The following is a 25,944-nucleotide window of genomic DNA, read 5'->3' on the forward strand; positions in this document are numbered from 1 at the left end:
TGTTTTTGGATTGTCGAGCAAGACGCAGTGGTTGAGTGGGCTCTACTACGCTGATTTCATCAGCTTTTACAGCCCTACTCAACTGTGCGGAGGTGGGACGACGAAATCGAATTCTAACGAATTACCGATTTCTGTCCCACTCTCTTTTTTCGGGCCTCTTCTTGGGAAAAATGAAAGGGATTTCTTTTTTCCACTGAAATTCAGAAAAATCGTCGAGAAATCAAAAAAGCGCTTTTCAAGCACCTATTTTTTTTGTATAATAGAGTCAGATAGTTATATATAAAAAAAGAAGTGAACCACATGATTACATTATTTTTATCACCGAGTTGTACATCATGTCGAAAAGCTCGGGCTTGGTTAAAAAAGCACGATGTTCCATTTAAAGAACACAATATTATGACAAGTCCTTTGAGCAAACAGGAGTTGACAAGTATATTGGCCTTGACCGAAAACGGAACAGACGACATTATTTCAACTCGTTCAAAAATTTTTCAAAAATTGGATGTTGATGTTGAAGATTTATCCATCTCAGCCTTGATCCGTCTGATTGAGGAAAATCCTAGTCTCTTGCGGAGACCGATTATTTTAGATAACAAACGTATGCAGATTGGCTTTAACGAAGATGAAATTCGGGCCTTCTTGCCACGGAGTTATCGCAAACAAGAGTTACGCTCTGCCACTCTAAGAGCAGAAATAAACTAAGAAGTATGTCGAATGCAAAAAAATTATAGTTACCCACTGGACTTATCGTGGAGCACTGAAGAGCTTGCTTCAGTGCTTTCTTTTTTCAATAAAGTTGAAGAAGCCTATGAAAGTAAGGTAGAGGCCAAAGAATACATGGAAGCCTACCGCGCTTTTAAGAAGGTCGTACCTAGTATCGGAGAAGAAAAGCGTCTCGGACGGGAGTTCGAAGAAGTGAGCGGTTATTCTCTCTATCGTGCGACCCAGGCTGCAAAGCAAAAAGAGGAAGGATGGTTTTCTCTTGAAGAATAAGTTAGAGTTTGCCAAACAAATCGTTTTAGAGGCTGGAGACTACTTGCGTCTTCATCTCCATGATGACTTGATGATCTCAAAAAAAACTGGGCCGACAGATTTAGTAACCCAGATGGACCAACAGGTTCAAAAGGATTTGGTTGAAAAAATCAAACATCGCTACCCAGAAGATCGGATTTTTGCGGAGGAAGATGGCCTTCGTTCCCCAATTTCAGAAGGTTCCGTTTGGGTGATTGATCCTATTGATGGGACCAATAATTTTGTGACCCAAAAGGAAGATTTTGCGGTGATGGTGGCCTATTTTGAAGACGGAATTGGTCAGTTTGGCCTGATCTACGATGTGATGCGGGATCACCTTTTTTACGGGGGTGGAGAATTCCCTGTTTATCGCAATGAGGTTGAACTGACGCCCTTTGTGGACCAACCTCTGGAAAACCTTTTGATTGCTTCAAATGTCGGCATGCTTGAGAAAAATGACTGGGGCATGGCCGATCTTGGTATGGACTCTCTTGGCATTCGGGTCTACGGAAGTGCCGGTATTAGTTTTTCAAAAATTCTCTCAGGTGGGATTCTAGCTTATTTTAGCTATATCTGGCCTTGGGATTATGCCGCAGCTGCGATCATGGGGGAACAGTTGGGCTATACCGTTTTAAATCTAAATGGAGATAAACCTAATTACCAGTCAGTGGAACCCATTATGATGGTTCCAAAAGTGAAGTTAACAGAAATTCAAACCTATCTTAAGAAAGGGAGAAGTTAAATGAATTTTCCCAATGGTTTTAAAGAAAAATACCAGCATCTTCTAGGTGAGGATGCTGCTGCTTTTTTTGCGACCTTTGAGCAAGAAGCAGTATCGGCCTTTCGGACTAATCCTTTGAAAGAAACTCAAAAAGCATTTGATGATCCGATTCCCAATACCCCTTGGGGACATTATGGAAAGGTCTCAGGAAAATCCATCGAGCACGCAACGGGCTTGGTCTATTCGCAAGAGCCAGCAGCTCAGATAGTGGCCCAGGTCGCCCAGCCTAAGCCAGGAATGAAGGTCTTAGACTTGGCCGCAGCTCCTGGTGGAAAGACCACCCAGCTCTTGTCTTATTTGGACAATCAGGGACTCTTGGTCTCCAATGAAATCCACAAGGGTCGTTCGAAAATTCTTGTAGAGAATGTAGAACGCTTTGGTGCGCGAAATGTGCTGGTGACCAATGAGTCTGCCGATCGTCTGGCCAAAGTTTTCTCAGGCTTTTTTGATCTGATTGTACTAGACGCCCCGTGTTCAGGTGAGGGGATGTTCCGTAAGCAACCAGATGCCATGGACTATTGGTCCATCGAATATCCTCGAGAGTGTAGTCTTCTTCAAAGAGAAATTCTAGAGGATGCTCTCAAGATGTTGGTTCCAGGTGGTTCCTTGGTTTATTCAACCTGTACCTGGGCTCCTGAGGAAAATGAAGAGATCGTATCCTGGCTCTTAGATAATTTTGATCTAGAATTGGAAACGATCGAGAAGATCAATGGTATGGCAGAAGGCATTGACCATCCAGAAACGGCGCGCATGTATCCTCATCTCTTTAAAGGGGAGGGACAATTTGTTGCTAAGTTCCGTTATCTAGGAGAGAATCGACCTGCCAAAATCCCTTCCAAAAAGGACCAATTATCTGCAGAACAAAAGAAATGGTGGCAGGAGTTTGCTAAGAAACACTTGAAGATCACTCTAGAAGGTGTCCTCGAAACCTTTGGGGACGAACTCTACTTGGTTCCACTTGGTTTACCAGATTTGCGAAAAGTAAAAATCGCCCGAAATGGCTTGCATCTAGGCACCTTCAAGAAAAATCGATTTGAACCTAGTTTTGCCCTTGGCCTTGCTCTAAAACCGAGTGAGGTCAAAGAGACCGTTTCGATCACGCCTGAAGACTTTGTTCATTATGTGGCGGGAGAGACGGTTCAATTAAAGGAAACGCATCCAAATGGATGGTACCAGGTCCTGGTTGAAGGCAATGGTTTGGGCTTTGCCAAAGTGACCGGACAGACCCTGAAAAATTTCTATCCAAAGGGGCTTCGTTTTAGGTAAAATGCTGGGCAAAGAACCCGTTCTATGATATAGTGGAAGTACAGGTTTTTTTGAAAAAAACTTGTCAAAATCATAAGTGAAATAGTGAAATATCAAGGAGACATGATTTGAAAAAGTCTAAAAAGCTGATCCTAGGACTAGCGACGATCGCATTAGCAGGAAGTTTATCTGCTTGTGCGTCTTGGATCAATCGCGGAGAATCCATCACTGCTGTCGGATCGACTGCCTTACAACCCTTGGTTGAAGGAGTAGTAGATCGCTACATTGAAGAACATCCTGGTAAGATTGTGAATGTACAAGGAGGAGGTTCTGGTACAGGACTTTCACAAGTTCAATCAGGCGCTGTTGATATCGGAAATAGTGACCTTTTTGCAGAGGAAAAATCTGGGATTGATGCTTCTAGTCTGGTCGATCACCAGGTAGCCGTAGCAGGGACAGCCATCATTGCCAATAAAAATATCTCAGTAGATAATTTGACAACAGAGCAATTGCGAAAGATCTTTACGGGTGAATATACCAACTGGAAGCAATTGGGAGGTCCAGATCTTGAAATCACGATTGTGAACCGAGCGGTTGGTTCTGGTAGCCGTGCTGTCTTTGATGCCATCATCATGGATGGCAAACAGCCCAAGCAGGCCCAAGAGCAAGACTCTAATGGAATGGTGAAAAACATCGTTTCTCAGACGCCAGGAGCCATCTCTTATCTAGCCTTTACCTACTTGGATAGCAGTGTTAAAACCATGAAGCTTAATGGCTATCAACCAACTAAAGCCAATGTCGTCAACAATAACTGGCCAATCTGGTCTTACGAACACATGTATACTAAGGGAAAACCTAATGAGTTGTCTAAAAAATTCATTGACTACATGATGACCGATGAGGTTCAGCAAAAAGTTGTTGGCAAGATGGGTTATATCCCGATCAATGACATGAAAGTTACCCGTGATTTAAAAGGGAATGTGACAAAAAAATAAAAGAATTAGGTAAAAAATGAACGAAGTAGCAAAAAAAATGCTGACGAAATCAAAAAACTCCCGCCTAGAAAAATTTGGCAGAACCATTACTTTTCTATGCATGAGTTTGATTGTTGTCGTCGTTGCCATGATTTTGATTTTCGTGGCCCAAAAAGGTTTATCGACTTTCTTTGTCAATAAAGTCAATATCTTTAGTTTTCTATTTGGGAGCTCTTGGAATCCTGCTGCAAAGGAATTCGGAGCCCTACCAATGATTCTAGGTTCCTTTATTGTAACCTTGCTTTCTGCCCTCTTGGCAACGCCGTTTGCCATTGGTGCAGCTGTTTTCATGACAGAAGTCTCTCCTAAAGGAGCTCGTTTCTTGCAACCAGCGATTGAGCTCTTAGTGGGAATTCCTTCAGTTGTTTACGGATTTATTGGCCTTCAAGTGGTCGTCCCATTTACGCGTAGTCTCTTTGGTGGGACTGGTTTTGGGATTCTCTCAGGGGTCTTTGTCCTCTTTGTTATGATCCTGCCAACTGTCACCTTTATGACGACCGATAGCCTCCGAGCTGTTCCCCGTCATTACCGGGAAGCTAGTATGGCCATGGGTGCGACACGCTGGCAAACGATTTGGCATGTCACGCTCAAGGCAGCCCGCTCAGGAATCTTTACAGCGGTTGTCTTTGGAATGGCGCGTGCCTTCGGGGAAGCCTTGGCGATCCAGATGGTGGTCGGAAACTCGGCAGTGGTACCAACCTCGCTCACAACACCAGCTTCCACCCTCACCTCTATTTTGACCATGGGAATCGGAAATACCGTCATGGGTACGGTCAATAACAATGTTCTTTGGTCACTCGCCTTGGTATTGCTCCTCATGAGTCTTGCCTTTAACAGTGTGATTAAACTGATTACGAAAGAAAGAGGTAAGAAGAACTATGCACGCTAAACGAATGGATAAAATTGCAACAGGAGTGCTGTATGCTATTTCAGGGATCATCGTTGCGATTCTTGCCTCATTGATCCTTTATATCTTGGTCCGTGGCTTGCCCCATGTATCTTGGCACTTCTTGACTGGGAAATCTTCTTCTTACCAAGCAGGAGGAGGGATCGGAATTCAATTGTATAATTCCTTCTTCCTCTTGGTCATTACCTTGGTGATTTCCTTCCCACTTTCTCTTGGAGCTGGGATTTACCTCTCTGAGTACGCTAAAAAAGGTCGTTTGACCAATTTGGTTCGTACCTGTATTGAGATCTTGTCTTCTTTGCCATCTGTCGTTGTAGGTCTCTTTGGTTACCTGGTCTTCGTTGTCCAGTTCAAATATGGATTTTCGATCATTTCAGGGGCCTTGGCCTTGACCGTCTTTAACCTGCCACAGATGACCCGCAATATCGAAGATAGCTTGCAGCACGTTCACCATACACAGCGCGAAGCAGGTCTAGCACTGGGCTTGTCTCGCTGGGAAACTGTGATCCATGTCGTGGTTCCAGAAGCTCTTCCAAGTATTATCACTGGGGTTGTCTTAGCCTCTGGACGGATCTTTGGGGAAGCTGCAGCCTTGATCTATACAGCAGGTCAGTCGGCTCCAGCCCTTGATTGGTCAAACTGGAATGTCTTTAGTGTGACCAGTCCGATTTCGATCTTCCGTCAGGCTGAAACCTTGGCTGTCCATATCTGGAAGGTCAACAGTGAAGGAACCATTCCAGACTCGATCGAAGTTTCAGCCGGTTCTGCCGCCGTTCTTTTGATCTTTATCTTGATCTTTAACTTTGGAGCGCGCAAACTCGGAAGTTACCTCCATAAAAAACTAACATCTGCTTAAAGGAGAAGAAATGTCAAAATACAATTGGGATGAGAGACACATCATTACTTTTCCTGAAGAAAAGGTGGTCCTATCGACCAAAGATTTGCATGTCTATTATGGAACGAACGAGTCCATAAAAGGCGTCGACATGCAGTTTGAAAAGAATAAGATTACAGCCTTGATCGGTCCTTCAGGATCTGGGAAATCAACCTACCTTCGTAGTTTGAACCGGATGAATGATACCATTGATATTGCGCGTGTAACGGGTGAAATTTGGTATGAAGGAATCGATGTCAATCGTCCAGATATCAATGTTTATGAAATGCGCAAGCATATTGGGATGGTTTTCCAACGACCCAATCCTTTCGCCAAATCGATTTATAAAAACATCACCTTCCCGCATGAACGCGCTGGGGTGAAAGACAAGAAGATTTTGGACGAATTGGTCGAAACTTCTTTGAAACAGGCAGCCCTATGGGATCAGGTCAAGGATGACCTTCATAAATCAGCCTTGACACTTTCAGGTGGTCAACAGCAACGGCTATGTATCGCGCGGGCCATCTCTGTGAAGCCAGATATCTTACTCATGGATGAGCCTGCTTCAGCGCTTGATCCGATCGCGACAGCGCAATTAGAAGAAACCATGCTTGAGTTGAAGAAGGATTATACCATTGTCATCGTGACCCACAGCATGCAACAAGCAGCCCGTGCTAGCGATTATACTGGTTTCTTCTACCTTGGGAACCTCATCGAGTACGATAAGACTTCGAATATTTTCCAAAATGCGAAATTGCAATCGACCAACGATTATGTATCGGGTCACTTTGGATAAAGTAAAATGACAACAAAAAGGAAAATAGAATGACAGAACCAATTTTGCAAGTCAAGGACTTGTCGGTTTATTACAATAAAAAGAAGGCTCTAAATAGCGTCTCCTTGGACTTTGCTCCAAAGGAGATTACAGCCTTGATTGGTCCTTCAGGATCAGGGAAATCTACCCTTTTAAAAGCCATTAACCGCATGGGTGACCTCAACCATGAGGTCACCACCACAGGAACCATCCTCTACAATGGACATAATATCTACGGACCACGGACCGATACGGTCGAATTGCGTAAGGAAATCGGAATGGTCTTCCAACAGCCCAATCCTTTCCCAATGTCCATTTATGATAATGTGACCTATGGTTTGATGATTAATGGTGTCAAGGACAAGGCTGTCTTGGACGAAGCAGTTGAAACCTCTTTGAAACGCGCGTCCATCTGGGATGAAGTCAAGGATCGCCTGCATGATTCAGCGATCGGACTTTCCGGTGGTCAGCAGCAGCGGGTCTGTGTGGCGCGGGTCCTTGCGACCAGTCCAAAGATTATTCTTTTGGATGAGCCAACTTCAGCGCTGGATCCAATTTCAGCTGGGAAGATTGAAGAAACCTTGTATGGACTAAAAGACCGCTACACCATGCTCTTGGTGACACGCTCCATGCAACAAGCAAGTCGGATTTCCGATAAAACAGCCTTTTTCTTGGATGGCGATTTGATCGAGTACAATGACACCAATGAAATGTTCTTGAACCCAGCTAAGAAAGAAACAGAAGACTATGTCTCTGGTAAATTTGGATAGGAAGAAAATAAAATGTTACGAGTTCAATTTGAAGAAGATTTAGAGAAGTTGCATAACCAGTTTTATGCAATGGGAAATGAAGTGTTGAGTCAGATCAACCGTACGGTTCGTGCTTTCGTGACCCATGACCGTGAATTGGCCCGTCAGGTCATCGAAGATGATGCGGAGATCAACGAATACGAAGTGAAGCTAGAGCGTAAGTCTTTTGAGATTATCGCCCTTCAACAGCCGGTTTCACAAGACCTTCGTGTCGTGATGACCGTCTTAAAAGCAGTTTCTGACTTGGAGCGGATGGGGGACCACGCAGTATCGATTGCCAAGGCAACGATTCGCATGAAAGGGGAAGTCCGTATCCAATCTGTTGAGGAAGAAATCAGCAAGATGGGCCGTGAAGTCAAAGATTTTGTTGAAGCGACACTAGATGTTTACCTCAAAGGCGATGTGGATTTGGCCTATGAAGTTGCTTCACGAGATGAAGTCATCAACCATTACTTCGATAGCATCCAAGAATTAGCAACAGAAGAAATTCGGAAAAATCCAGAGTCCATCGTGACGGGACGTGATTATTTCCAAGTGATCAACTTCTTGGAACGCATCGGAGATTATGCAAAAAATATCTGTGAATGGGTAGTTTACTTTGAAACAGGTAAAATTATCGAAATGTAAGATCATGGAGTCTTTTCGATCTCAGACAGGCATTGTCATGCTTGTCTTTTCTTTTATCCCAACTTTGTGATAAAATAGTTTTATTAGGGCTTTTGATTAGAAAAGCGTGAAACATTTAAAGGAGGAAATTATGCAAGCAGTTGCACATTTTGCAGAAACATTCGTTCCAGAACATTATGAAGTGTTTTTGGATTTAAGTCGTAAAACTAAGACCTTTAGCGGTCGTGTGATGATCACAGGTCAAGCCAAGGCGGACAAGATCTCGCTTCATCAAAAGGATTTGACCATTGAAACAGTAGAAGTAGCAGGTCAAGCACGTCCATTTACGGTTGATGATGCCAATGAAGCAGTCTATGTTGAATTGGAAGGCACAGGTCAAGTGACAGTTACCCTGACCTATTCTGGTAAGATCACAGACAATATGACAGGGATTTACCCATCTTACTACAGCCTTGATGGCGTGAAGAAGGAAGTCCTCTCAACTCAGTTTGAGAGCCATTTTGCGCGTGAAGCTTTTCCAAGTGTGGACGAGCCTGAAGCTAAAGCAACGTTCGATCTTTCTTTGAAATTTGACCAAGAAGAAGGTGAAATTGCCCTTTCAAATATGCCTGAAATCGATGTGGAAAACCGCAAAGAAACAGGAATTTGGAAATTTGCTACGACTCCACGGATGTCTTCTTACCTCCTTGCCTTTGCAGCTGGAGATCTTCAAGGAGTGACAGCTAAGACCAAGAATGGAACCCTAGTCGGTGTCTACTCTACCAAAGCTCACCCATTAGAAAACTTGGACTTCTCATTGGATATTGCCGTTCGTGCTATTGAATTTTATGAAGACTACTATGGCGTGAGGTATCCAATCCCTCAATCCCTTCATATCGCCCTTCCAGACTTCTCTTCAGGAGCGATGGAAAACTGGGGCTTGGTAACCTACCGTGAAGTCTACCTTCTAGTAGATGAAAACTCTACGGCCCAAAGCCGTCAAACAGTAGCCTTGGTGGTGGCTCACGAATTGGCTCACCAATGGTTCGGAAACCTCGTGACCATGAAATGGTGGGATGATCTCTGGTTGAATGAAAGCTTTGCCAACATGATGGAATATGTATCTGTCAATGCCATCGAACCAAGCTGGAATATCTTTGAAGACTTCCAAACAACAGGTGTTCCATTGGCTTTGAAACGCGATGCAACCGATGGGGTTCAATCTGTCCATGTGGAAGTCAAACACCCTGATGAAATCAATACTCTTTTTGACCCTGCCATCGTCTATGCGAAGGGAAGCCGTCTCATGCATATGCTCCGTCGCTGGTTAGGAGATGACGCATTCCGTAAAGGTCTCAAGGCTTACTTTGAAAAACACCAATACGGCAATACTATTGGACGTGACCTTTGGAATGCCCTAGGTGATGCATCTGGCCGTGATGTAGCAGCCTTCATGGATTCTTGGTTGGAACAACCTGGTTATCCAGTTCTTACAGCAGTGGTAGAAAATGATACCTTGAAGATCAGCCAAAAACAATTCTTCATCGGAGAACATGAAGACCAAGGCCGTCAATGGGTGGTGCCATTGAACAGCAACTGGTCTGGTATTCCAGATACACTTGAAACAGAAACCCTTGAAATCCCAGGTTATGCTGCCCTTGCTGCTGCAAATAGTGAATCGCTTCGTTTCAATACGGAAAATACAGCCCACTACATTACCGATTACCAAGGAGAGCTCTTGGATGCGATTGTAGACAACATGGCTTCCTTGGATAACTTGAGCAAGCAACAAATCCTTCAAGAACGCCGTCTCTTGGCAGAAAGTGGTGTCATCTCTTATGCAAGTCTCTTGCCAGTCATCGAGAAATTGACCCAAGAAACGTCTTATTTGGTTGTATCTGCAGTTTCATCAATTCTTCAAGGGCTCAGCCTCTTTGTGGATGAAGGGACGGAAGTAGAAGCAGCTTATAAGAAGTTGCTCGTGACCTTCAACCAATTCAACTTTGAACGCCTTGGTTTTGAACCAAAAGCCGGAGAAGCGGATGAAGATGAAATGGTTCGTCAATTGGTTATTTCAAATATGATCAAGGGAGACGATGCCAAAGCAAGCGCCAAAGCAAGTGAAATCTATGCAGCCCATGCAGAGGATATCAGCAAGCTTCCAGCCGCTATTCGTTTGCAAATCTTGATTAACCAAATCAAACACCATGAAAACAAAGAATTGACTGATTTGTACTTGAACACTTATGCCCAAGCGACAGATGGCAACTTCAAGCGTCAATTGTCTACAGCTCTGGCTTATACAACCGATGCAGACACTGTTGAAAAGATTTTGACAGAGTGGAAGAACAAGGATGTTGTGAAACCACAAGACTTGGCAATGAGTTGGTATTTCACCTTCTTACACCATGAGTTCACCCAAGAATCTGCCTGGACTTGGGCGCGTGAAAATTGGGAATGGGTCAAAGCAGCTCTTGGCGGAGACATGAGCTTTGACAAGTTTGTCATTTACCCAGCCAATACCTTCAAAACAGCAGAGCGCTTAGCAGAATTCAAAGCTTTCTTTGAACCACAATTGTCTGATATGGCTATCAGCCGAAACATCAGCATGGGAATCAAGGAAATCGCAGCACGTGTGGATTTAATCCAACGGGAAAAAGCAGCAGTAGAAGCCGCTATCCTTGCGACAAAATAGATTTAAAAAAATCGGTACAGAAATTTCTGTATCGATTTTTTAGTGGACTTTGTATCTTATTTGAAATACCAGTGGTGTTTGAGGCTGGCAAAAATTGCCTTGCTGGTGATCGTGATGATGACCAGTTTGATGAGGTCAGCAAGGATAAAGGGAGCGACGACCAAAGTAAATGCTTTTTGGAGATCGGTATGCGTGACCAGCATAAAGCCGATAGCTCCTGACACAAAGAGGAGAGCACTACTGAGGAGATTGGCCAAAAAGATAGTGACAAGGCTGGATTTAGCACTCGTGAACAGAGACGTGATCCATGCTCGGAATGGGAAGAAGAGGAGGAAACCAGCAGTAGGACCAAGGAAATGCGAAGCGCCACCAGCACCGCCGGCAAATATTGGAAAACCTAAGAAGCCTAAAAGTAGGTAGAGACAGACTGTGACAAAGGCATGGCTGGGTTTATAGATGGTCCCGATGATCCCGATCATGAGTGTCTGCAGGGTCAAAGGAATTGGACCAAAGGGAATGGTGAATTGAGATAGGACGGAGATCATGGCCACTCCAATGGAGATGAGAACTAAGGGAAAGATTTTCTTCATAACAGTTAACCTCGTATTTATTTTATGGTAACTATTCTACAATAAGGGGTTCATCCTGTCAATAGCCCACGCTTGTTTTAGGATTTTTTAAGTAAAAATTTAGGCAGGCTTAAGACTCCTGAAGTATAATCGCCTTACTAAAGGATCGAGCTCCCTTTAAATTTTAAAAGACAAGTACTTGTACAAAAAGATAAAAGGTAAAAAGATGAATCAAAAAGAAACAAAACAAGTAGTCGAAACGCAAGAATCCAAAGAAAAAATGGTTGTCCTAAAACGAAGTCCTAAGTGGTGGATTGGCATAGCAGCAGTTGGTGGATTGTTGGTCGGTGCTGGAAGTGGCTTTGGTGTCGGTGTCATCGCTTCACAATCTTCTAATAACCAACAATTTTCTCAACCGGTTCAAACGGGTCAAAACCAAGGAACCAATCAGCAACAAAATAGTCAAAATGGCCATGCTTCACAAGGAAACCAGCAAAATGGTGGCCTACAGGACGGCGGTCCTCAAGGCGGTGGTCCTCAAGGTGGTGGCCAAGGAAATGGTGGTCCACAAGGCGGTGGTCCTGGTCAGATGCCACAGGAAGGCAATGGTGGCCCTCAAGGAAATGGTCCAGAAAATGGCATGAACCAATTTGGCGGACAACAAGAAGGGCACCAGGATTCCTCTAACAAGTCCAACAAAAAGAAAGCGAAGAATAAAAACAAGACAAGTGACAGTCAAAGTAACAAGGAAAACACGACAAACTCATAAAATAATCTTCCTCAGGCAGACTGAATTTGCTAGTAAAACAAGATTCGAAACTATAGGAAATGAAGTAAAGTCGTGTTATAATGATTAAGAATAGATTAGAAAGACTCACTCAGGAAAGAGAAGAGGAAGCCACGATGATTAAAATTCTATTGGTCGAAGATGACCTTGGTTTATCAAATTCAGTATTTGATTTTTTAGATGATTTTGCGGACGTCATGCAGGTCTTTGACGGAGAAGAAGGTCTTTACGAAGCAGAGAGCGGTATCTATGATTTGATTCTGCTGGACCTCATGCTTCCTGAAAAAGACGGATTCCATGTCTTAAAAGAGTTGCGTGAAAAAGGCGTGACAACCCCTGTTTTGATCATGACAGCTAAAGAAAGTCTGGATGACAAAGGGCATGGATTTGAGCTAGGAGCAGACGATTACCTCACTAAGCCTTTCTATCTTGAAGAGCTTAAGATGCGGATTCAAGCTCTCTTGAAGCGTTCAGGGAAGGTCAATGAAAATACCCTCAATTATGGCAATTTAAAGGTTAATTTATCCACTAATTCGACTTACGTGGACGATAAGGAAGTAGAACTTCTTGGGAAGGAATTTGATCTTTTGGTCTATTTCCTTCAAAACCAAAATGTCATCCTTCCAAAGACCCAGATCTTCGATCGTCTCTGGGGCTTTGATAGTGACACAACCATCTCAGTGGTTGAAGTCTATGTTTCAAAAATCCGTAAGAAATTAAAAGGAACAGATTTTGTTGAGAGCTTGCAAACATTACGCAGTGTGGGGTATATCTTAAAAGATGCTAACAAGGATTAAGAAAACAGTCGGAGAAGATGACTTTTCTTACTTCATCCGATATTTTGGTCTCTTCACCTTGATATTCTCAGCCATGACCTTAATTATTATTCAGGTCATGCGCTCGAGTCTCTATACAACCGTCGATGAGAACCTCAGGACTCTCAGTCAGGATCCATACTCACTTGTAGCTATTGCTTATCGAGATCAGCGACAATCAACTAATAAAGATGATGATAACGATCATGGGATGATGTTACCTGACCATGACAAATCAGAACCTAAAGGAGATGTCACATCGAATACCACTGTTGTTTTGCTCAATAAAAAATACGAAAACTTGACAACTGGTAACGGGTTTCTAAACTTTAAAACAGTGACGTTTGGCCGAAAACTTCTCAATAAGGTTTCTCAGCTTCAAATTACCAATAGCTATGGGAAAAAAGAAAGTTATCGGGCCTATATGGCAGAGTTGAGTCTATCTGATGATGAAGATGAAAGTAATATCAAGTATGCGGTCATCATGACCAATATTAGTCAGCTAGAGCAGACCAGTGAGGAACATGAAAGCCAGATCGCTCTTGTCATGATTTGCTTCTGGGGAATCTCCTTGTTTGCGAGTCTCTTCCTTGCCCGTCTCAGCGTTAAGCCGCTGCTTGAGAGTATGCAAAAGCAAAAGTCTTTTGTAGAAAATGCTTCTCATGAGTTGCGGACGCCTCTAGCAGTCTTACAAAATCGCCTCGAAACGCTTTTTAGAAAGCCTGAAGCGACCATTATGGAATCGAGCGAGAGCATTGCATCTAGCTTAGATGAAGTTCGAAATATGAAGCTCTTGACCACCAACCTTCTCAATATCGCCCGAAGAGATGATGGCTTGAAGCCAGAGATGGAAGACATCGAACCAAGCTTTTTCGATCAGACCTTCTCGAATTTTGAGATCATTGCGGAAGAAAATGACAAAATCTTCCGAGGAGACAATCAGGTGGACAAAGTCATTTGTTCTGATAGAACGCTCCTCAAGCAATTGATGACCATTCTCTATGATAATGCCTTGAAATATACCGATGAAGATGGCGAGATCCAGTTTGAAGTCCAGTTGAAGGATAAAAATCTTCTTTTGAGGGTGCTGGATAATGGTCCAGGGATTCGAGATGAGGATAAGAAACGGATCTTTGATCGTTTTTACCGCGTGGACAAGGCCAGAACCCGTCAAAAAGGTGGATTTGGTTTAGGGTTATCCCTTGCTAAGCAGATTGTAGAATCCTTCAAAGGAACCATCCAAGTCAAAGATAATAAACCCAAAGGGACCATCTTTGAAGTGAAATTATCCGTCAAGACGGAAAGTCGTAAAAAAAATCGTTGATAATTTTTTAAAAATAGAAAAGAGGAATACCTATGAGTTCAAAAATGTTACACACTTGCCTTCGTGTGGAAAACTTAGAAAAATCAATCGCTTTTTACCAAGATGCATTTGGTTTTGAAGAAAAACGTCGGAAAGATTTCCCAGACTACAAGTTTACTATCGTGTACTTAGGCCTGCCTGGAGATGACTATGAGTTAGAATTGACCTACAATTACGATCATGGTCCCTATGTGATCGGAGATGGCTATGCTCACGTTGCCTTGAGTACTCCTGATCTAGAAGGTTTGAATGCTGAACACAAGGCTAAAGGCTATGAAGTGACGGAACCAAAAGGTCTTCCAGGAACACAGCCGAATTACTATTTCGTTGTAGATCCAGATGGTTATAAGGTAGAAGTCATTCGCGAAAAATAAGAGTGATTAAAAATTAGGGCCGTTGTCGGCGACGACAGTCGGCCTCTTTTCTATGAAACCATTTACAAAAAAGGAATGCTTTTTCGAGAGAAATTTGCTATAATAAAGTAATGAGATTCAAACACACGAAAACTATTTTATTAATCATTATAAATCTCCTTTTTCTGAGTCTTTTGTATATCGGGTATCAAAAGATTCAAAGGCTTCGTGAACAAAAAGCCTATCAGGATCAGTTTGCTAAGGTTACCCAACTCGAGAAAAGCTCTGAAAAAGGGAAAGATGTTCAGGTTCAGGAAGGAATTTTAGGAACTTCTTATGTGACCGCTTTTTATCCTACAAAGGATGGACAGCCTGTTGAGATTATTAAAGAGAAGATCCAAGAAGACCTTCAGCGTCTAGGAACCGATGAGAAAACCAAAGAGCCTAAGCATCTGACCTTCTACCATAGTGAAGAAGCAGAAGCACCTTTTGTTGGTTATCATCCTATCCAAATCAAACGGGCTGAATACCAGTACAAAAAAGGGAAATTCATCAAAGATGAGACGGTGAAGTTGCCCCTCTTTTACTTGGATGATGAGAACAATCCTCTGACCCTGAGTCAGGTTTTTGCGGATCCAGATGGAGCCAAGCAGATCTTTTTGGAGGAACTACGAGGGAATCTAGCCTTTCGTCAGCTAGATGAGGAAAGCATTGATCAAATGGTTGCCCACTTCTCAGAGTTGGACTTGAGCCAATGGGAATTCCAATATGAAAAAGGGAATTTCACCATTCCATTTCCAAACAAGGTTAAAGGAGACGATACCTTTACTGTTCCCTTATCTAAATTCTATGACGTGATTGATACAGAGCGCTTGCTTCCTGATGATTTAGCTTCTTACCAATCCTATATTGAAGAACGCCATCGTAAGATGATTGCCCTGACCTTTGATGATGGACCGGATCCAACGACGACTCCTCAGGCACTGGCTATCTTGAAGAAATACAATGCTAAAGCTACCTTCTTTATGGTCGGAAAAAATGTCAGTGCGAATCCTGATATTGCTAAGCAAGTCCGCAAAGAAGGTCATCAAATCGGGAACCATACCTGGGATCATCCTCAATTGCCAAAATTGAGCTTGGATAATGCCAAAAAAGAGATCTTGGATACCCAAGAAGCTATTCAAAAAGCGACAGGCGTTCAAACTAAGATCACGCGTCCTCCGTATGGAGCCATCAATAACGCCATCCAATACAGTGTAGACCAGTCCTTCATCATGTGGGATGTGGATAGCCTGGATTGGAAAACTCATAATACGACGGCTATTCTCAATGAAGTGAAAAAAGAAGTCAAACCGGGTTCGATTATCCTCATGCATGATATCCATCAAACCACGATTGATGCTCTTCCGACCGTCCTTGACTACCTTAAATCACAAGGCTATACCTTTGTAACGGTAGATGAATTGTTGGATTATCAACTTGAAAGTCATCGCATTTATTACAATGGAAATTAACTAAAAAATCCTCTGCAGTATATTTACTAGCAGAGGATTTTCTTATTCATTTAAAAAGAGTTCGGAATTTTTTAAAACAAGTTCACGGACAGAAGCGTATTTTTTCAAGGATTTGAGTTCTTCTGGGTGGGTGATAAAGGTGATCACATAGCCATCACGCCCCATTCGACCTGTTCGACCAGCACGGTGGGTATAGGTCTCTACATCACGGGGGATATCGTAGTTAATCACACATTCAAGATGTTCAATATCGATTCCACGAGCGACCAAATCGGTGGCCAGTAAGAGGGTTAGCTGATGGTCTTTGAAGCGTTCCAGGATGACCTTGCGGTATTTGACATTGACATCACTAGCCAGCGACACGGCCTCAACACCCCGGTATTGTAGTTTTTCTTCAGCACTACCTAGATCAGATAGGCTGTTGAAAAAAGCGAGACCACGAAAATCTTCGACGTAGGCGAGTTTGCGGAGCAATTCGACCTTGTCACGCCGATCCACTTGCATATAAAAATGTTGGATATTGTCCAAAGAAACTCCATCAACTGTAATGCGAAGAGTATTCTCTTCTAGCTGATCTGGATCGACCTTGGCTGTGGCGCTCATGTAGATATGTTGGTGGTCGCGGGGAGCATAGTGGCTGATCTTGTCGACGAAGTGGTACTGAGAATCACTCAGTAGTTGGTCAAATTCATCTAAAATGATGGTTTCCACATTCATCATTTTGATCTTTTTCAGCTTGATCAGTTCAAAGATTCGACCAGGCGTCCCAATTAGAATCTCAGGTCCTTTTTTGAGACGTTCGATTTGCCGTTTTTGACTGGATCCTGACAGGAAGAGTTGGGTCTGGAATCCAAGAGGCTCTGCCCATTGCTTGGTGACATCAAAAATTTGTCCTGCTAACTCTGTATTAGGAGCTAGAATCAAGAGTTGTTGGGCCTTCTTCGGTTTGAGTTTGAGCAAGCTCGGGAAGAGGTAGGCAAGTGTCTTACCAGTACCAGTAGGACTGATCCCGAGGACATTTTCTCCTTCATAGATAGGGGTGAAGATTTGCTCTTGAATTTCAGTGAATGTATCAAATCCGAGTGTTTCTAGCTGATCTTTCCAGATTTGTGGAAATTGTTCTTTCATTCTTTTTCATCCTTAAATTGTATTCCAGCGCTTTGACGCATCTGGTAGAGGGTTTCATGGACCTGCGCAGCCGTTTGTAACCATTCGAGATAAGCAGCCTCCTTGTGACCAGCTATGGCATGGGCAAAGGTTTCCGCCTCTTCTTGCATTTGGTGTGGGCAGGGCTGGATCGGAAGGTCGATAACCTCCCCAGAATGGCTGACGAAGCGGGCCTGGTTAATGGCTGTTACAGCATTGAGAGTTAGTGTTCCAGTCTTGGTGTAGATTTCAGCAGGTAGATGGCTGGTGATATTTTTTCCTGCCTGAATAGCAACCTGAAAATCTGGATAAATCAAGACACCTTGACCATAGAGATCAACCGAATTGGGTAATTGCTGAGCGGTGTAGTGACTGGAGATGGGGTCTCCAAAGAAGCCAATCGCCAAGTAGAGGCAGTAGACTCCCAGATCCATCAAGGCTCCACCTGCATAGACATCTGAGAAAATATTAGGAATCTCACCTGCAAGAAGGGCTGGCAATTTGGAAGAATATTTGGCAAAGGTGAAGTTGGCGCCCAGTATTTCCTGGTTAGAGAGGAAGTCTTTAATTACTTGAAAGGCTGCTTCTTGGTAATTTCTGGCAGCTTCAAAGAGATAGACCTGGTGCTCATTAGCGAGCTTGACCAGCTCCTTCCATTCAGAAGGGGTGGTCACGGCCGGTTTTTCAATGATGACATGCTTCTTGGCCAGAATAGCAAGCTTGGCCTGATCGAAGTGAAGAGAATTGGGGCTAGCAATGTAGACCACATCCAGTTCACTGTCTAAGAAGTCAATGAAATCCGTGTAGCAAGAGATTGCTCCATAAGGCTCACAAAACTCTTGAGCAGTCTTCATCTTTCTCGAATACACAGCCTGCAAGTGATAGTGGCCCGTCTGATGAGCAGCTGTAATAAATTCATGTGAAATCCAACTCGTACCAATAATTCCCAGCTTTAACATAAGGTGTCCTTCCGTCATCGATTCACTCTATTATACCATGAAAAGGGGGAGGGGACAGTATAAAGTAGAAAATATGCACTGATTATTGTATAATGAAGTGATATGCTTAGAAGGGAAAACATAGGATTGAGAAATTCAGAATTACTGATCATTATTCCTGCTTATAATGAGAGTGGAAATATTGAAAAAACAATCAAGATGATTGAAGAACATACACCTGAATTTGATTATGTCATTATCAATGATTGTTCTACAGATCATACACTTGAAATTTGTCGCAATAACAACTTTAACGTTATCGATTTACCGATTAATTTAGGAATTGGTGGTGCTGTTCAGACTGGTTATCAATATGCAGTTAAAAATGGCTATCAATATGCTGTTCAAGTGGATGGAGATGGCCAGCATAATCCTGAATTTATCAGAAAGATGCTTCAAGTCCTTCAAGAGAAGAATGTGAACATGGTGATTGGCTCTCGTTTCATTGAAAATCAAGGTTTCCAATCCTCCTTCGCGCGACGGATTGGAATTTCATTTTTTGAAAAATTAATCAAGGTTTTGACGGGTCAAAAGGTAACAGATCCAACTTCTGGTTTACGAGTTGCTGACCGAAAAGTAATTGAGGAATTCGCCAAGCAATATCCAAGTGATTATCCAGAACCAGAGACGATTGTGTCCCTGTTAACCTCAGGATATTCAGTTGCAGAAGTGCCTGTATTAATGAACGAACGAGAGCACGGGGAATCATCTATCACATTAAGCAAATCTGTTTACTATATGATTAAAGTGACTATGGCAATGTTATTGGCTAGAATTGGTGGAGGATATAAGAAATAAAATGCTAAATATTTGGTTGACCATTATTGTAATTGTTTTTATGCTTTATATTCTACGACTGGTTGCAAAGAAGCTTGTTGAAATGAGAAATGTCATCTCTTGGCTTATTCTTTGTATCGTCTCGTTGCCAGTCATTTGGTTTCCTAATTTGATTGGACAGGTATCAAAAATGTTAGGAATTCAAGTTCCAAGCAATCTAATCTTTTTCTTAGGATTCTGTTTACTTGTCTATTTAAACTTCTCTTTAACTCGGATTACCTCAAAACAATCCGTTCAAATTCGACAATTGTCTCAGAAGATTGCATTACAGGTAAAAGAGCATGAAGAATAATCAACCTGTTTCAACGGAGAAGGTGTATTTTTGGAATCTGTTAGGGAACTTGGCATTTGCTGGATCATCTGTACTATTTACATTGATCGTTACACGCATGACCTCGCCAATGGAAGCAGATTCTTTTAGTCTTGCCTATGGGATTGCTGCGATTCTAGTAGTAGTAGGCATGTTTCAAGTTCGAAGCTACCAAGGGACAGATGTTCTCTTTAGACACTCCTTTACCAGTTACAGTATTGCCAGATGTCTCTCTTTCCTACTCATGATGGCGATCTTTTTTCCTTACCTTTTTGTTTCAGGAATTGATCTACATGAGAGTTCAAAAATTGCGATTATTGGCTTGTACGTTCTATTTCGTATGTGTGAGGCAATTTCAGATCTTTTCCAAGGATTGTTTCAACGTCACGAACGATTAGATATCGCTGGCAAATCAATGACCATTCGTTATTCTTTCAGCACGATTCTTTTGTTGGCATTTTTGCTTATTACAAAGTCATTAACACAATCATTGCTTTACTTAGTTGTTTTAAACTTTATCTTTGTATTTTGTTATGATTATGTAAAATCAAAAGAATTTGAAACAATTGATTTCTCAGTAAAAAATCTCAAAAGAGACCTATTTGATGCGATCACTATTTTAAAGAATTGTATTCCTCTCTTTATCAGTGGATTTTTACTAGCTTATATTTTCAATGAACCTAGAATCGCGATTGACTCTGAAATTAGACTGGGACACTTTATTGCAGGAACACAACGGGATTATAATATTTTGTTTATGCCTGTGTTTTTTATGAGTCTCTTTATTTTAATTCTTAGACCCTTAACAACGCAATTAGCGATCTTATGGAAGAATAAAGAATTGAAAAAATTTGATGCCATCATTGCGAAGATGTTTGTCATTGTTTTGGGTGTCGGCTTGGTATTAACTGTGCTAGCTTATTTGATCGGGACGCCGATATTAAGTCTTGTTTTTGGTTTACCTTTAAACCAGCATAGTACTACCCTAGCCATCCTTGTTTTTTCTGGAATTCTGTATTCTATTGGGATTGTTTTTGGGGATGTCATGACGGTTATTCGAAAACAAACGTATCTATTGCCTGTGTATTTATTCATGTTTATAGCTTCCAAATTGACAAATAATGATTTGGTACAAAAAATGGGACTTCTAGGTGCGTCTTTAAGCTTTTTCATCGTGATGTCTGTTTATTTTAGTGGAAGTTTACTTGCTTATTTTATTGCAAGAAAAATAGAAAGGAAGGACTATGCTCATTAATCAACAACATACGTGGGTGATTTGTGCTTATGGTGAGAGCGAATACTTGGAAGCTTGTATTCAATCCTTGAAGAATCAAACTCTCCAATCACAGATTATCTGTTACAGTTCAACACCACTGGATTCGATCAAGGAACTTTGTCAGCGTTATGCTATTCCATTTTACACCAAGCAAGGTGGTGGGATTGGTAAGGATTGGAACAATGCCATGTCTTTTGTAGAGACGAAGTATGCTACCATCGCCCATCAGGATGATTATTATGAGCCGGACTATGCTGAGAAAGTTTTGGCTAAGATGGAAAAAAATCAAGATGTGTTGATTGGGTATTCTGATTATTTTGAAGAAAAAGATGGCCATAAGATTCCTGCGAATACAAATCTGAAGATCAAAACCTTGATGTTAAAAACTATGAATCTTTTTCCTGCTAGTCACTTTTGGCGAAACCGTGTAATGGCTTTTGGGAATCCGATTTGTTGTCCAGCTGTCACCTATAATCGTGAAAATTTGAAGAATTTCTATTTTGATGAAGGAATGAGAGTGAGTTTGGATTGGTACGCATGGTATAAGATCAGCGAGTACAAAGGTCGTTTTGCTTATGTATCTGACAAACTCATGTGCCACCGTATCCATGGAGAGTCTGAAACATCAAAAACGATTGCAGACAATACGCGTAGTAAAGAAGATCTATACATGTACCAACTCTTCTGGCCTAAATGGATGGCCAAGTTGTTGATGAGACAATATGTGAAGAGTCAAAATTCGAATAAGTAGGAGAAACTGATGGGATATTTTGTTGATAGTTATGAGCGAAATAAAAAGTATTTAGTAGCTTTCGCAGTTTTGGCCTTTTGTATTGCAGTGATTTATACAAAGCGCTTAGTAGATTTTCCTAAAATTGGTGTAGCGTTATTTGTTGTATTGGCTTTTTTCATTTTTCTTTTACCGAAGAAGAATGTTGGGACCTTCCTTGCGATGCTCATTGGTGGTCTGTCCTTTGCTTTTATTACACCCGTTTTGAATACGCCCGATGAACAAGTTCACCTTTCAAGAACGATTCATATTGTGGAAGGCAACGTCAATATGGGAAATAAAAACATCCATATTACGGAAGATTACTTTGATGTTTATAAGAATTTCAAAAAACCATTTACCAAATCTTCTTTATTTGAAGAAGGGCAGACGACCAAACAAGTGAAGTTTGGGAAAGAAACGGATTACAGGGCAACCAACTCATATTGGTTTATTGGTTATATCCCTCAGGCTCTTGGATTTGGGATTGGAAAGTTTTTGAATTTGAGTGTAGGAGTCTCCTATTATCTTGGTCGAATTTTTAATGTCATTGCTTACTGTATTTTAGCTCTTATTGCTATTAAATTAAGTGGGAAAGCGAAGCAGTTGATGACAATGGTAGCGATGTTTCCAATGAATCTGGTTCTAGCTGCTTCTTATAATCAAGATAGTGTAGCCTTAGGTTTAACCTACATCATTATTGGATTATTTTTGAACTATGTAACGGATGATGAAAAAGTGGTTAAAATTAAGGATTTATTGCTTTATGCTTTCCTTTGCGTGATCCTTGTAACAATGAAGCTTCCTTATGTCTTGCTTGTAGGATTATTGCTATTTATACCGAAAAAGAAAACGCAATGTAAAAACTACTATCTCGTTTCTCTCGCTTTGATTGCTGCTGTCTTTCTATTTACGATCTTTTGGTATGTTCTTACCCAGCAAGTTCGAATTGAGAACTTTAAACTAGATGGAGCGGATGTGAAGTCTCAGGTGATTAGTATCATTTCGAAACCTCATTGGTATCTTCCAGTGATTTTGAAGGAGATGCTATTATCAGTCAGTCATTTGAATCAACTCTACACCTTTGGTTGGTTAGATTTGTCGATGTCAGAAGTCCTTATTCCAATTTATGCTCTTTATAGCTTGATTACTTTTTCAAATTTTGGGAAGATCAAACTTCCAAAAGTATCAGTAGTAGGGGCAAGTTTGGTTTCTCTTGCAATTATTGGTTTAATTTCTTTGACCTTGTATCTGACCTGGACACCAGTTGGAAATTTTGAAGTTTTAGGAGTTCAAGGCCGATATTATTTGGGTGTTGTTGCTCTTTGTCTACCAGTTATTTGTAGTTTATTTAAGCAAAGAGTTCCAGATGAACAAAAATTCTCTGATCATTTTGTAGTACAAAGCAGTCTCATTATTTTATCTCTAACATTACTACAAACCATCTCTGTTTTATATGCTGCAGTTTAATTAAAAGACTAAAATAAGTTATTACTAGGGGAAACCCTAGTTTTTTGTTACAATAGAAAGTGAATAAGTCAAGGAGTAAGAGATGACCATATCAGTTGTAGTCCCATGTTTTAACGAAGAAGAATCGATTCCATTGTTTTATAGAGAGATGGAACGCGTTCGGATGAAGATGGGAGAAAAGTTTGAATATATTTTTATAAATGATGGCTCTTCAGATGGTACACTATCTGTTCTTCGAAAGCTACATGTTACAGATTCAAGTGTGCACTACCTTTCTTTTTCTCGAAATTTTGGGAAAGAGGCGGCGCTGTATGCTGGACTTGAGCGTGCTAGTGGTGAATATGTGACAGTTATGGATGTAGATTTGCAGGACCCACCGGAGTTATTGATCGAAATGAAGCAGAGGTTGGAGGAACAGCCGGATTTAGACTGTGTCGGAACGAGACGCGTAACCCGTGATGGGGAACCACCGATTCGCTCTTTCTTTGCACGGATGTTTTATAAATTGATCAATCATATTAGCCAAGTGGAAATGGTTGACGGGGCGCGTGATTTCCGTTTGATGCGCCGTCCCATGGTCGATGCTATCATGGAGTTATCGGAGTACAATCGTTTCTCAAAAGGGATTTTTGCATGGGTGGGATTTGAGACAGAATACCTCGAATATAAAAATGTCGAGCGCGTGGCAGGAGAGACGTCATGGAATTTTTGGTCCCTCTTTAAGTATTCGATTGAAGGGATTGTCAATTTCTCGGATGCACCATTAAACATTGCCTTTATTGGTGGACTGTTATCTTGGATTTTGGCCTTTATCATGATGATTTTGATTGTAATCCGCACCTTGGTCTTTGGGGATCCTACTTCAGGTTGGCCATCCCTCATGACAGTGATTCTTTTCCTGGGAGGGTTCCAATTATTGACCATCGGGATTTTAGGGAAATATATTGGTAAGATCTTCATGGAAACCAAGAAACGTCCAATCTATGTGATCAAAGAGAAAAGTGAAGAATGAAGAATATCCTACCTATGAGTCTTGCTGCTAAGCAAAAGATAGACAGATTTTACGAGGGAGTTGATCGGCTCCTCGATAAAATCAATCAGTTGGATATGGTAAAAGTGATCCGCAGTCATATTGACCGGCTTATAGATGTTTTCAACCAAATCAGTAATAAGTTGGTCTACCTATTACTAACTTCCTATGCGCTCATTTTTACATTTGTATCCTTCAATCTGATCAATTTTCAAAGTCGCTCATATGACTATGTCTTTCATTTATCCCGCATTGTCGGCTTAGCAGAGTCCATTGAGCATTGGGATTTACTCCCCAATCTGAATTTTTTATTTGCATTCGGTACGGGATATGCTTCTCCTATGTTTTATGGAAATTGGCAGTTTTATCCGTCAGCCATCGTTTATATGATGACCAACGATGGAAATCTTGCTTATTCTATATTTGCATTTTTGATCACTCTTGGTACAAGCCTAACAAGTTATATTGTTATTTCAAAAATAGTAAAAAATAAGGTGACTGGTATAGTAGTGGCCTTGACCATTCCTTGTTATTACACCTTATTTGGTTTTGGAATGACCATGGTAGTGCCACTTGTCCCAATTCTTATTTATTCTATTTATCGAGTGCTCTACTTAAACAAAAAGAATCCTCTCTATTTAGGGATTGTAGTAGCGCTTTTAATTCAAACCCATATTTTATCAACGATCATATTAGCAATTTTTTCTGCGGTATTTTTATGTTTAAATTATAAAAGGATCACACTGGAAAAGATTATCTCTTTTGTATTTTCTATCTTGTTTGCCTTATGTTTATCGGCAGGATACATTTTTCAATATCTGGAACAGGTTTCATCACAAAAATTTTTCTTCACATGGACAGCGAGAAATTTTCCTGTCAATGTGAAAGATACCTTTTTGGTTCCTTTTCCATTTCAAGCAGATCGATATGGTTTTTATAAACCTTTCACACCATTAGAGTGGCCGATCCATCAATTCGTACGAGATGGCCTATTCTATGCGAGTATGATGGTGATCTTATTTTATCGCCGTCTAGGGAGTTTAAGTAAAACCATATTTTGGACTTGTTGGATCTTATATTTTTCTGCAACGAGTCTTCTGCCTTGGAATTCCGTATTGAAATACACTTTTTTAGGGAGTATGCAGTATTCAGGGCGTCTATTGTTTTTCATTCCCCTCTTGTTCCTATTCTTTCTTGCTGTAACAAATAGAAATGGATTTTTCTCTATTGTCTTATGCATCTTGAGTTTAACTTTCTATTTCAATCATGTTGTCCCTCAATTTGATACCTCTTCAAAAAACTATAAACAGATGCGGGATGATAATAAAAAGAATGAAAAATTACTGAAATCAGTATATAGAGGGGACAAATCAAAATATATTGATCCTGTAGGTGATGAATATTATAATCTTGATATCAATAACCAAGATATACGCTTACCACAATTTACAGAATTTCAAACAGCTAAGGATGTAAAAATATCAACTATTAAAAAGAGATACAATCTTTTAGAATTCGATATAGAGGTTCCTGATGATAAAAAAGAAACAACTATTTCTATACCAATGATATGGTACAAAGGATATCGCGCAGAATATTCTAAGGGTGCAGAAGGTTCTCAACCTGTGTTGAAACAGCGTGCTTTTACCGAATCAGAATTAAAAGAAAATAAAAAAGATCGGAAACCAACTGTCTCAGAAAAGGTTTTAAATAACGGAAAAATTTATTTATCTATTCGAAATTCTGGCCATGTCAAAGTTTCTTATCACAAGACATTTATACAGAATCTTGGTTTCATGATAGAATGGATCTCTTGGATACTGGTATTCTTTATTTTTAAGCAGAAGTATTCAAAAAATAATGAGCAATTCCCATCTTAAAAAGCAGAAAACTTCTGCTTTTTTTGCTATAATGATAGGGAAAAAGCATTT

Annotated in this window: 26 protein-coding genes; 23 read left to right on the plus strand and 3 right to left on the minus strand. The window is 41.0% G+C overall.

Annotation, left to right across the window (positions count from 1 at the left end; genetic code table 11):
• The first annotated feature begins 300 nt into the window (after positions 1-300).
• The 11 genes from NMM13_RS05110 to NMM13_RS05160 all read left to right on the plus strand — a co-directional run bounded on the left by NMM13_RS05110 (position 301) and on the right by NMM13_RS05160 (position 10,776).
• On the plus strand, positions 301-702 hold the full coding sequence (locus NMM13_RS05110) for a Spx/MgsR family RNA polymerase-binding regulatory protein (protein ID WP_021152971.1): 402 nt from the start codon (positions 301-303) through the stop codon (positions 700-702).
• 12 nt (positions 703-714) lie between these two features.
• Positions 715-993, plus strand: a complete 279-nt coding sequence (locus NMM13_RS05115; RefSeq protein WP_003003480.1) for a UPF0223 family protein — start codon at positions 715-717, stop codon at positions 991-993.
• Entirely contained in the window at positions 983-1,753 is a 771-nt protein-coding gene (locus NMM13_RS05120; protein ID WP_254727777.1) for an inositol monophosphatase family protein, read from the plus strand. Before NMM13_RS05115 ends, NMM13_RS05120 begins: the two co-directional genes overlap by 11 nt.
• Positions 1,754-3,058 (plus strand): RsmF rRNA methyltransferase first C-terminal domain-containing protein, encoded by a 1,305-nt coding sequence (locus NMM13_RS05125; protein WP_254727775.1) that lies wholly within the window; start codon positions 1,754-1,756, stop codon positions 3,056-3,058. It abuts the gene before it with no gap.
• Between the two features lie 107 nt (positions 3,059-3,165).
• Entirely contained in the window at positions 3,166-4,032 is an 867-nt protein-coding gene (locus NMM13_RS05130; protein WP_049518365.1) for a phosphate ABC transporter substrate-binding protein PstS family protein, read from the plus strand.
• A gap of 16 nt (positions 4,033-4,048) precedes the next feature.
• Positions 4,049-4,960 (plus strand): phosphate ABC transporter permease subunit PstC, encoded by a 912-nt coding sequence (pstC, locus tag NMM13_RS05135; protein ID WP_049483388.1) that lies wholly within the window; start codon positions 4,049-4,051, stop codon positions 4,958-4,960.
• Entirely contained in the window at positions 4,950-5,834 is an 885-nt protein-coding gene (gene pstA, locus NMM13_RS05140; protein WP_070660270.1) for a phosphate ABC transporter permease PstA, read from the plus strand. Before pstC ends, pstA begins: the two co-directional genes overlap by 11 nt.
• A gap of 10 nt (positions 5,835-5,844) precedes the next feature.
• Positions 5,845-6,648 (plus strand): phosphate ABC transporter ATP-binding protein PstB, encoded by an 804-nt coding sequence (gene pstB, locus NMM13_RS05145; RefSeq protein ID WP_003006600.1) that lies wholly within the window; start codon positions 5,845-5,847, stop codon positions 6,646-6,648.
• Between the two features lie 29 nt (positions 6,649-6,677).
• Positions 6,678-7,436, plus strand: coding sequence for a phosphate ABC transporter ATP-binding protein PstB (gene pstB, locus NMM13_RS05150; RefSeq protein ID WP_003003393.1), 759 nt, complete (start codon positions 6,678-6,680; stop codon positions 7,434-7,436).
• Positions 7,437-7,448: 12 nt separating this feature from the next.
• A complete protein-coding gene (phoU, locus tag NMM13_RS05155) occupies positions 7,449-8,102 on the plus strand; it encodes a phosphate signaling complex protein PhoU (protein ID WP_003006603.1) in 654 nt (217 codons plus the stop codon).
• Positions 8,103-8,232: 130 nt separating this feature from the next.
• Positions 8,233-10,776 (plus strand): M1 family metallopeptidase, encoded by a 2,544-nt coding sequence (locus NMM13_RS05160; RefSeq protein ID WP_254727773.1) that lies wholly within the window; start codon positions 8,233-8,235, stop codon positions 10,774-10,776.
• Between the two features lie 56 nt (positions 10,777-10,832).
• Here NMM13_RS05160 and NMM13_RS05165 read toward each other — a convergent pair whose 3' ends face one another.
• The gene (locus NMM13_RS05165) at positions 10,833-11,366 is read right to left on the minus strand and encodes a biotin transporter BioY (protein ID WP_118228284.1); all 534 of its coding nucleotides are present in this window, start codon (positions 11,364-11,366) and stop codon (positions 10,833-10,835) included.
• Between the two features lie 205 nt (positions 11,367-11,571).
• Between NMM13_RS05165 and NMM13_RS05170 the strand changes: the two genes are divergently transcribed.
• From NMM13_RS05170 to NMM13_RS05190, 5 genes are all read left to right on the plus strand, one after another.
• Positions 11,572-12,114, plus strand: coding sequence for a hypothetical protein (locus NMM13_RS05170; protein WP_254727771.1), 543 nt, complete (start codon positions 11,572-11,574; stop codon positions 12,112-12,114).
• Between the two features lie 134 nt (positions 12,115-12,248).
• Entirely contained in the window at positions 12,249-12,929 is a 681-nt protein-coding gene (locus NMM13_RS05175) for a response regulator transcription factor (protein ID WP_003003305.1), read from the plus strand.
• Positions 12,913-14,271, plus strand: coding sequence for a cell wall metabolism sensor histidine kinase WalK (locus NMM13_RS05180; RefSeq protein WP_254727769.1), 1,359 nt, complete (start codon positions 12,913-12,915; stop codon positions 14,269-14,271). The genes NMM13_RS05175 and NMM13_RS05180 overlap by 17 nt, the downstream gene beginning before the upstream one ends.
• 32 nt (positions 14,272-14,303) lie before the next feature.
• Positions 14,304-14,684: a VOC family protein gene (locus tag NMM13_RS05185; RefSeq protein WP_023917784.1), complete on the plus strand. Its 381-nt coding sequence runs from the start codon at positions 14,304-14,306 to the stop codon at positions 14,682-14,684.
• Between the two features lie 110 nt (positions 14,685-14,794).
• Positions 14,795-16,177, plus strand: a complete 1,383-nt coding sequence (locus tag NMM13_RS05190; RefSeq protein WP_254734758.1) for a polysaccharide deacetylase family protein — start codon at positions 14,795-14,797, stop codon at positions 16,175-16,177.
• Between the two features lie 42 nt (positions 16,178-16,219).
• Here NMM13_RS05190 and NMM13_RS05195 read toward each other — a convergent pair whose 3' ends face one another.
• Positions 16,220-17,305, minus strand: coding sequence for a DEAD/DEAH box helicase (locus NMM13_RS05195; protein WP_254727765.1), 1,086 nt, complete (start codon positions 17,303-17,305; stop codon positions 16,220-16,222).
• Positions 17,302-18,282, minus strand: coding sequence for a Gfo/Idh/MocA family protein (locus NMM13_RS05200; protein ID WP_254727763.1), 981 nt, complete (start codon positions 18,280-18,282; stop codon positions 17,302-17,304). The genes NMM13_RS05195 and NMM13_RS05200 overlap by 4 nt, the downstream gene beginning before the upstream one ends.
• 102 nt (positions 18,283-18,384) lie before the next feature.
• Between NMM13_RS05200 and NMM13_RS05205 the strand changes: the two genes are divergently transcribed.
• The 7 genes from NMM13_RS05205 (at position 18,385) to NMM13_RS05235 (ending at position 25,893) form a co-directional block, all read left to right on the plus strand.
• On the plus strand, positions 18,385-19,119 hold the full coding sequence (locus NMM13_RS05205; RefSeq protein WP_070673900.1) for a glycosyltransferase family 2 protein: 735 nt from the start codon (positions 18,385-18,387) through the stop codon (positions 19,117-19,119).
• A 1-nt stretch (position 19,120) separates the two neighbouring features.
• Complete coding sequence (locus NMM13_RS05210; RefSeq protein ID WP_070673901.1) at positions 19,121-19,450, plus strand: DUF2304 domain-containing protein; 330 nt, start codon at positions 19,121-19,123, stop codon at positions 19,448-19,450.
• Positions 19,440-20,723 carry a lipopolysaccharide biosynthesis protein gene (locus tag NMM13_RS05215; protein WP_254727761.1) on the plus strand — a complete coding sequence of 428 codons (1,284 nt, stop codon included), beginning with the start codon at positions 19,440-19,442 and terminating at the stop codon, positions 20,721-20,723. Before NMM13_RS05210 ends, NMM13_RS05215 begins: the two co-directional genes overlap by 11 nt.
• Positions 20,719-21,495: a glycosyltransferase family 2 protein gene (locus tag NMM13_RS05220; protein WP_125826376.1), complete on the plus strand. Its 777-nt coding sequence runs from the start codon at positions 20,719-20,721 to the stop codon at positions 21,493-21,495. The genes NMM13_RS05215 and NMM13_RS05220 overlap by 5 nt, the downstream gene beginning before the upstream one ends.
• A 9-nt stretch (positions 21,496-21,504) precedes the next feature.
• Positions 21,505-22,983 carry a DUF2142 domain-containing protein gene (locus tag NMM13_RS05225; protein ID WP_031574202.1) on the plus strand — a complete coding sequence of 493 codons (1,479 nt, stop codon included), beginning with the start codon at positions 21,505-21,507 and terminating at the stop codon, positions 22,981-22,983.
• Between the two features lie 82 nt (positions 22,984-23,065).
• Positions 23,066-23,995 (plus strand): glycosyltransferase family 2 protein, encoded by a 930-nt coding sequence (locus NMM13_RS05230; RefSeq protein ID WP_031574198.1) that lies wholly within the window; start codon positions 23,066-23,068, stop codon positions 23,993-23,995.
• Positions 23,992-25,893, plus strand: coding sequence for a hypothetical protein (locus NMM13_RS05235; protein WP_254727759.1), 1,902 nt, complete (start codon positions 23,992-23,994; stop codon positions 25,891-25,893). The genes NMM13_RS05230 and NMM13_RS05235 overlap by 4 nt, the downstream gene beginning before the upstream one ends.
• Positions 25,894-25,944 lie beyond the last annotated feature (51 nt).

Origin of the sequence: Streptococcus sp. CF8_St5-11, from assembly GCF_024295625.1 — a bacterium.
GTDB lineage: Bacteria > Bacillota > Bacilli > Lactobacillales > Streptococcaceae > Streptococcus.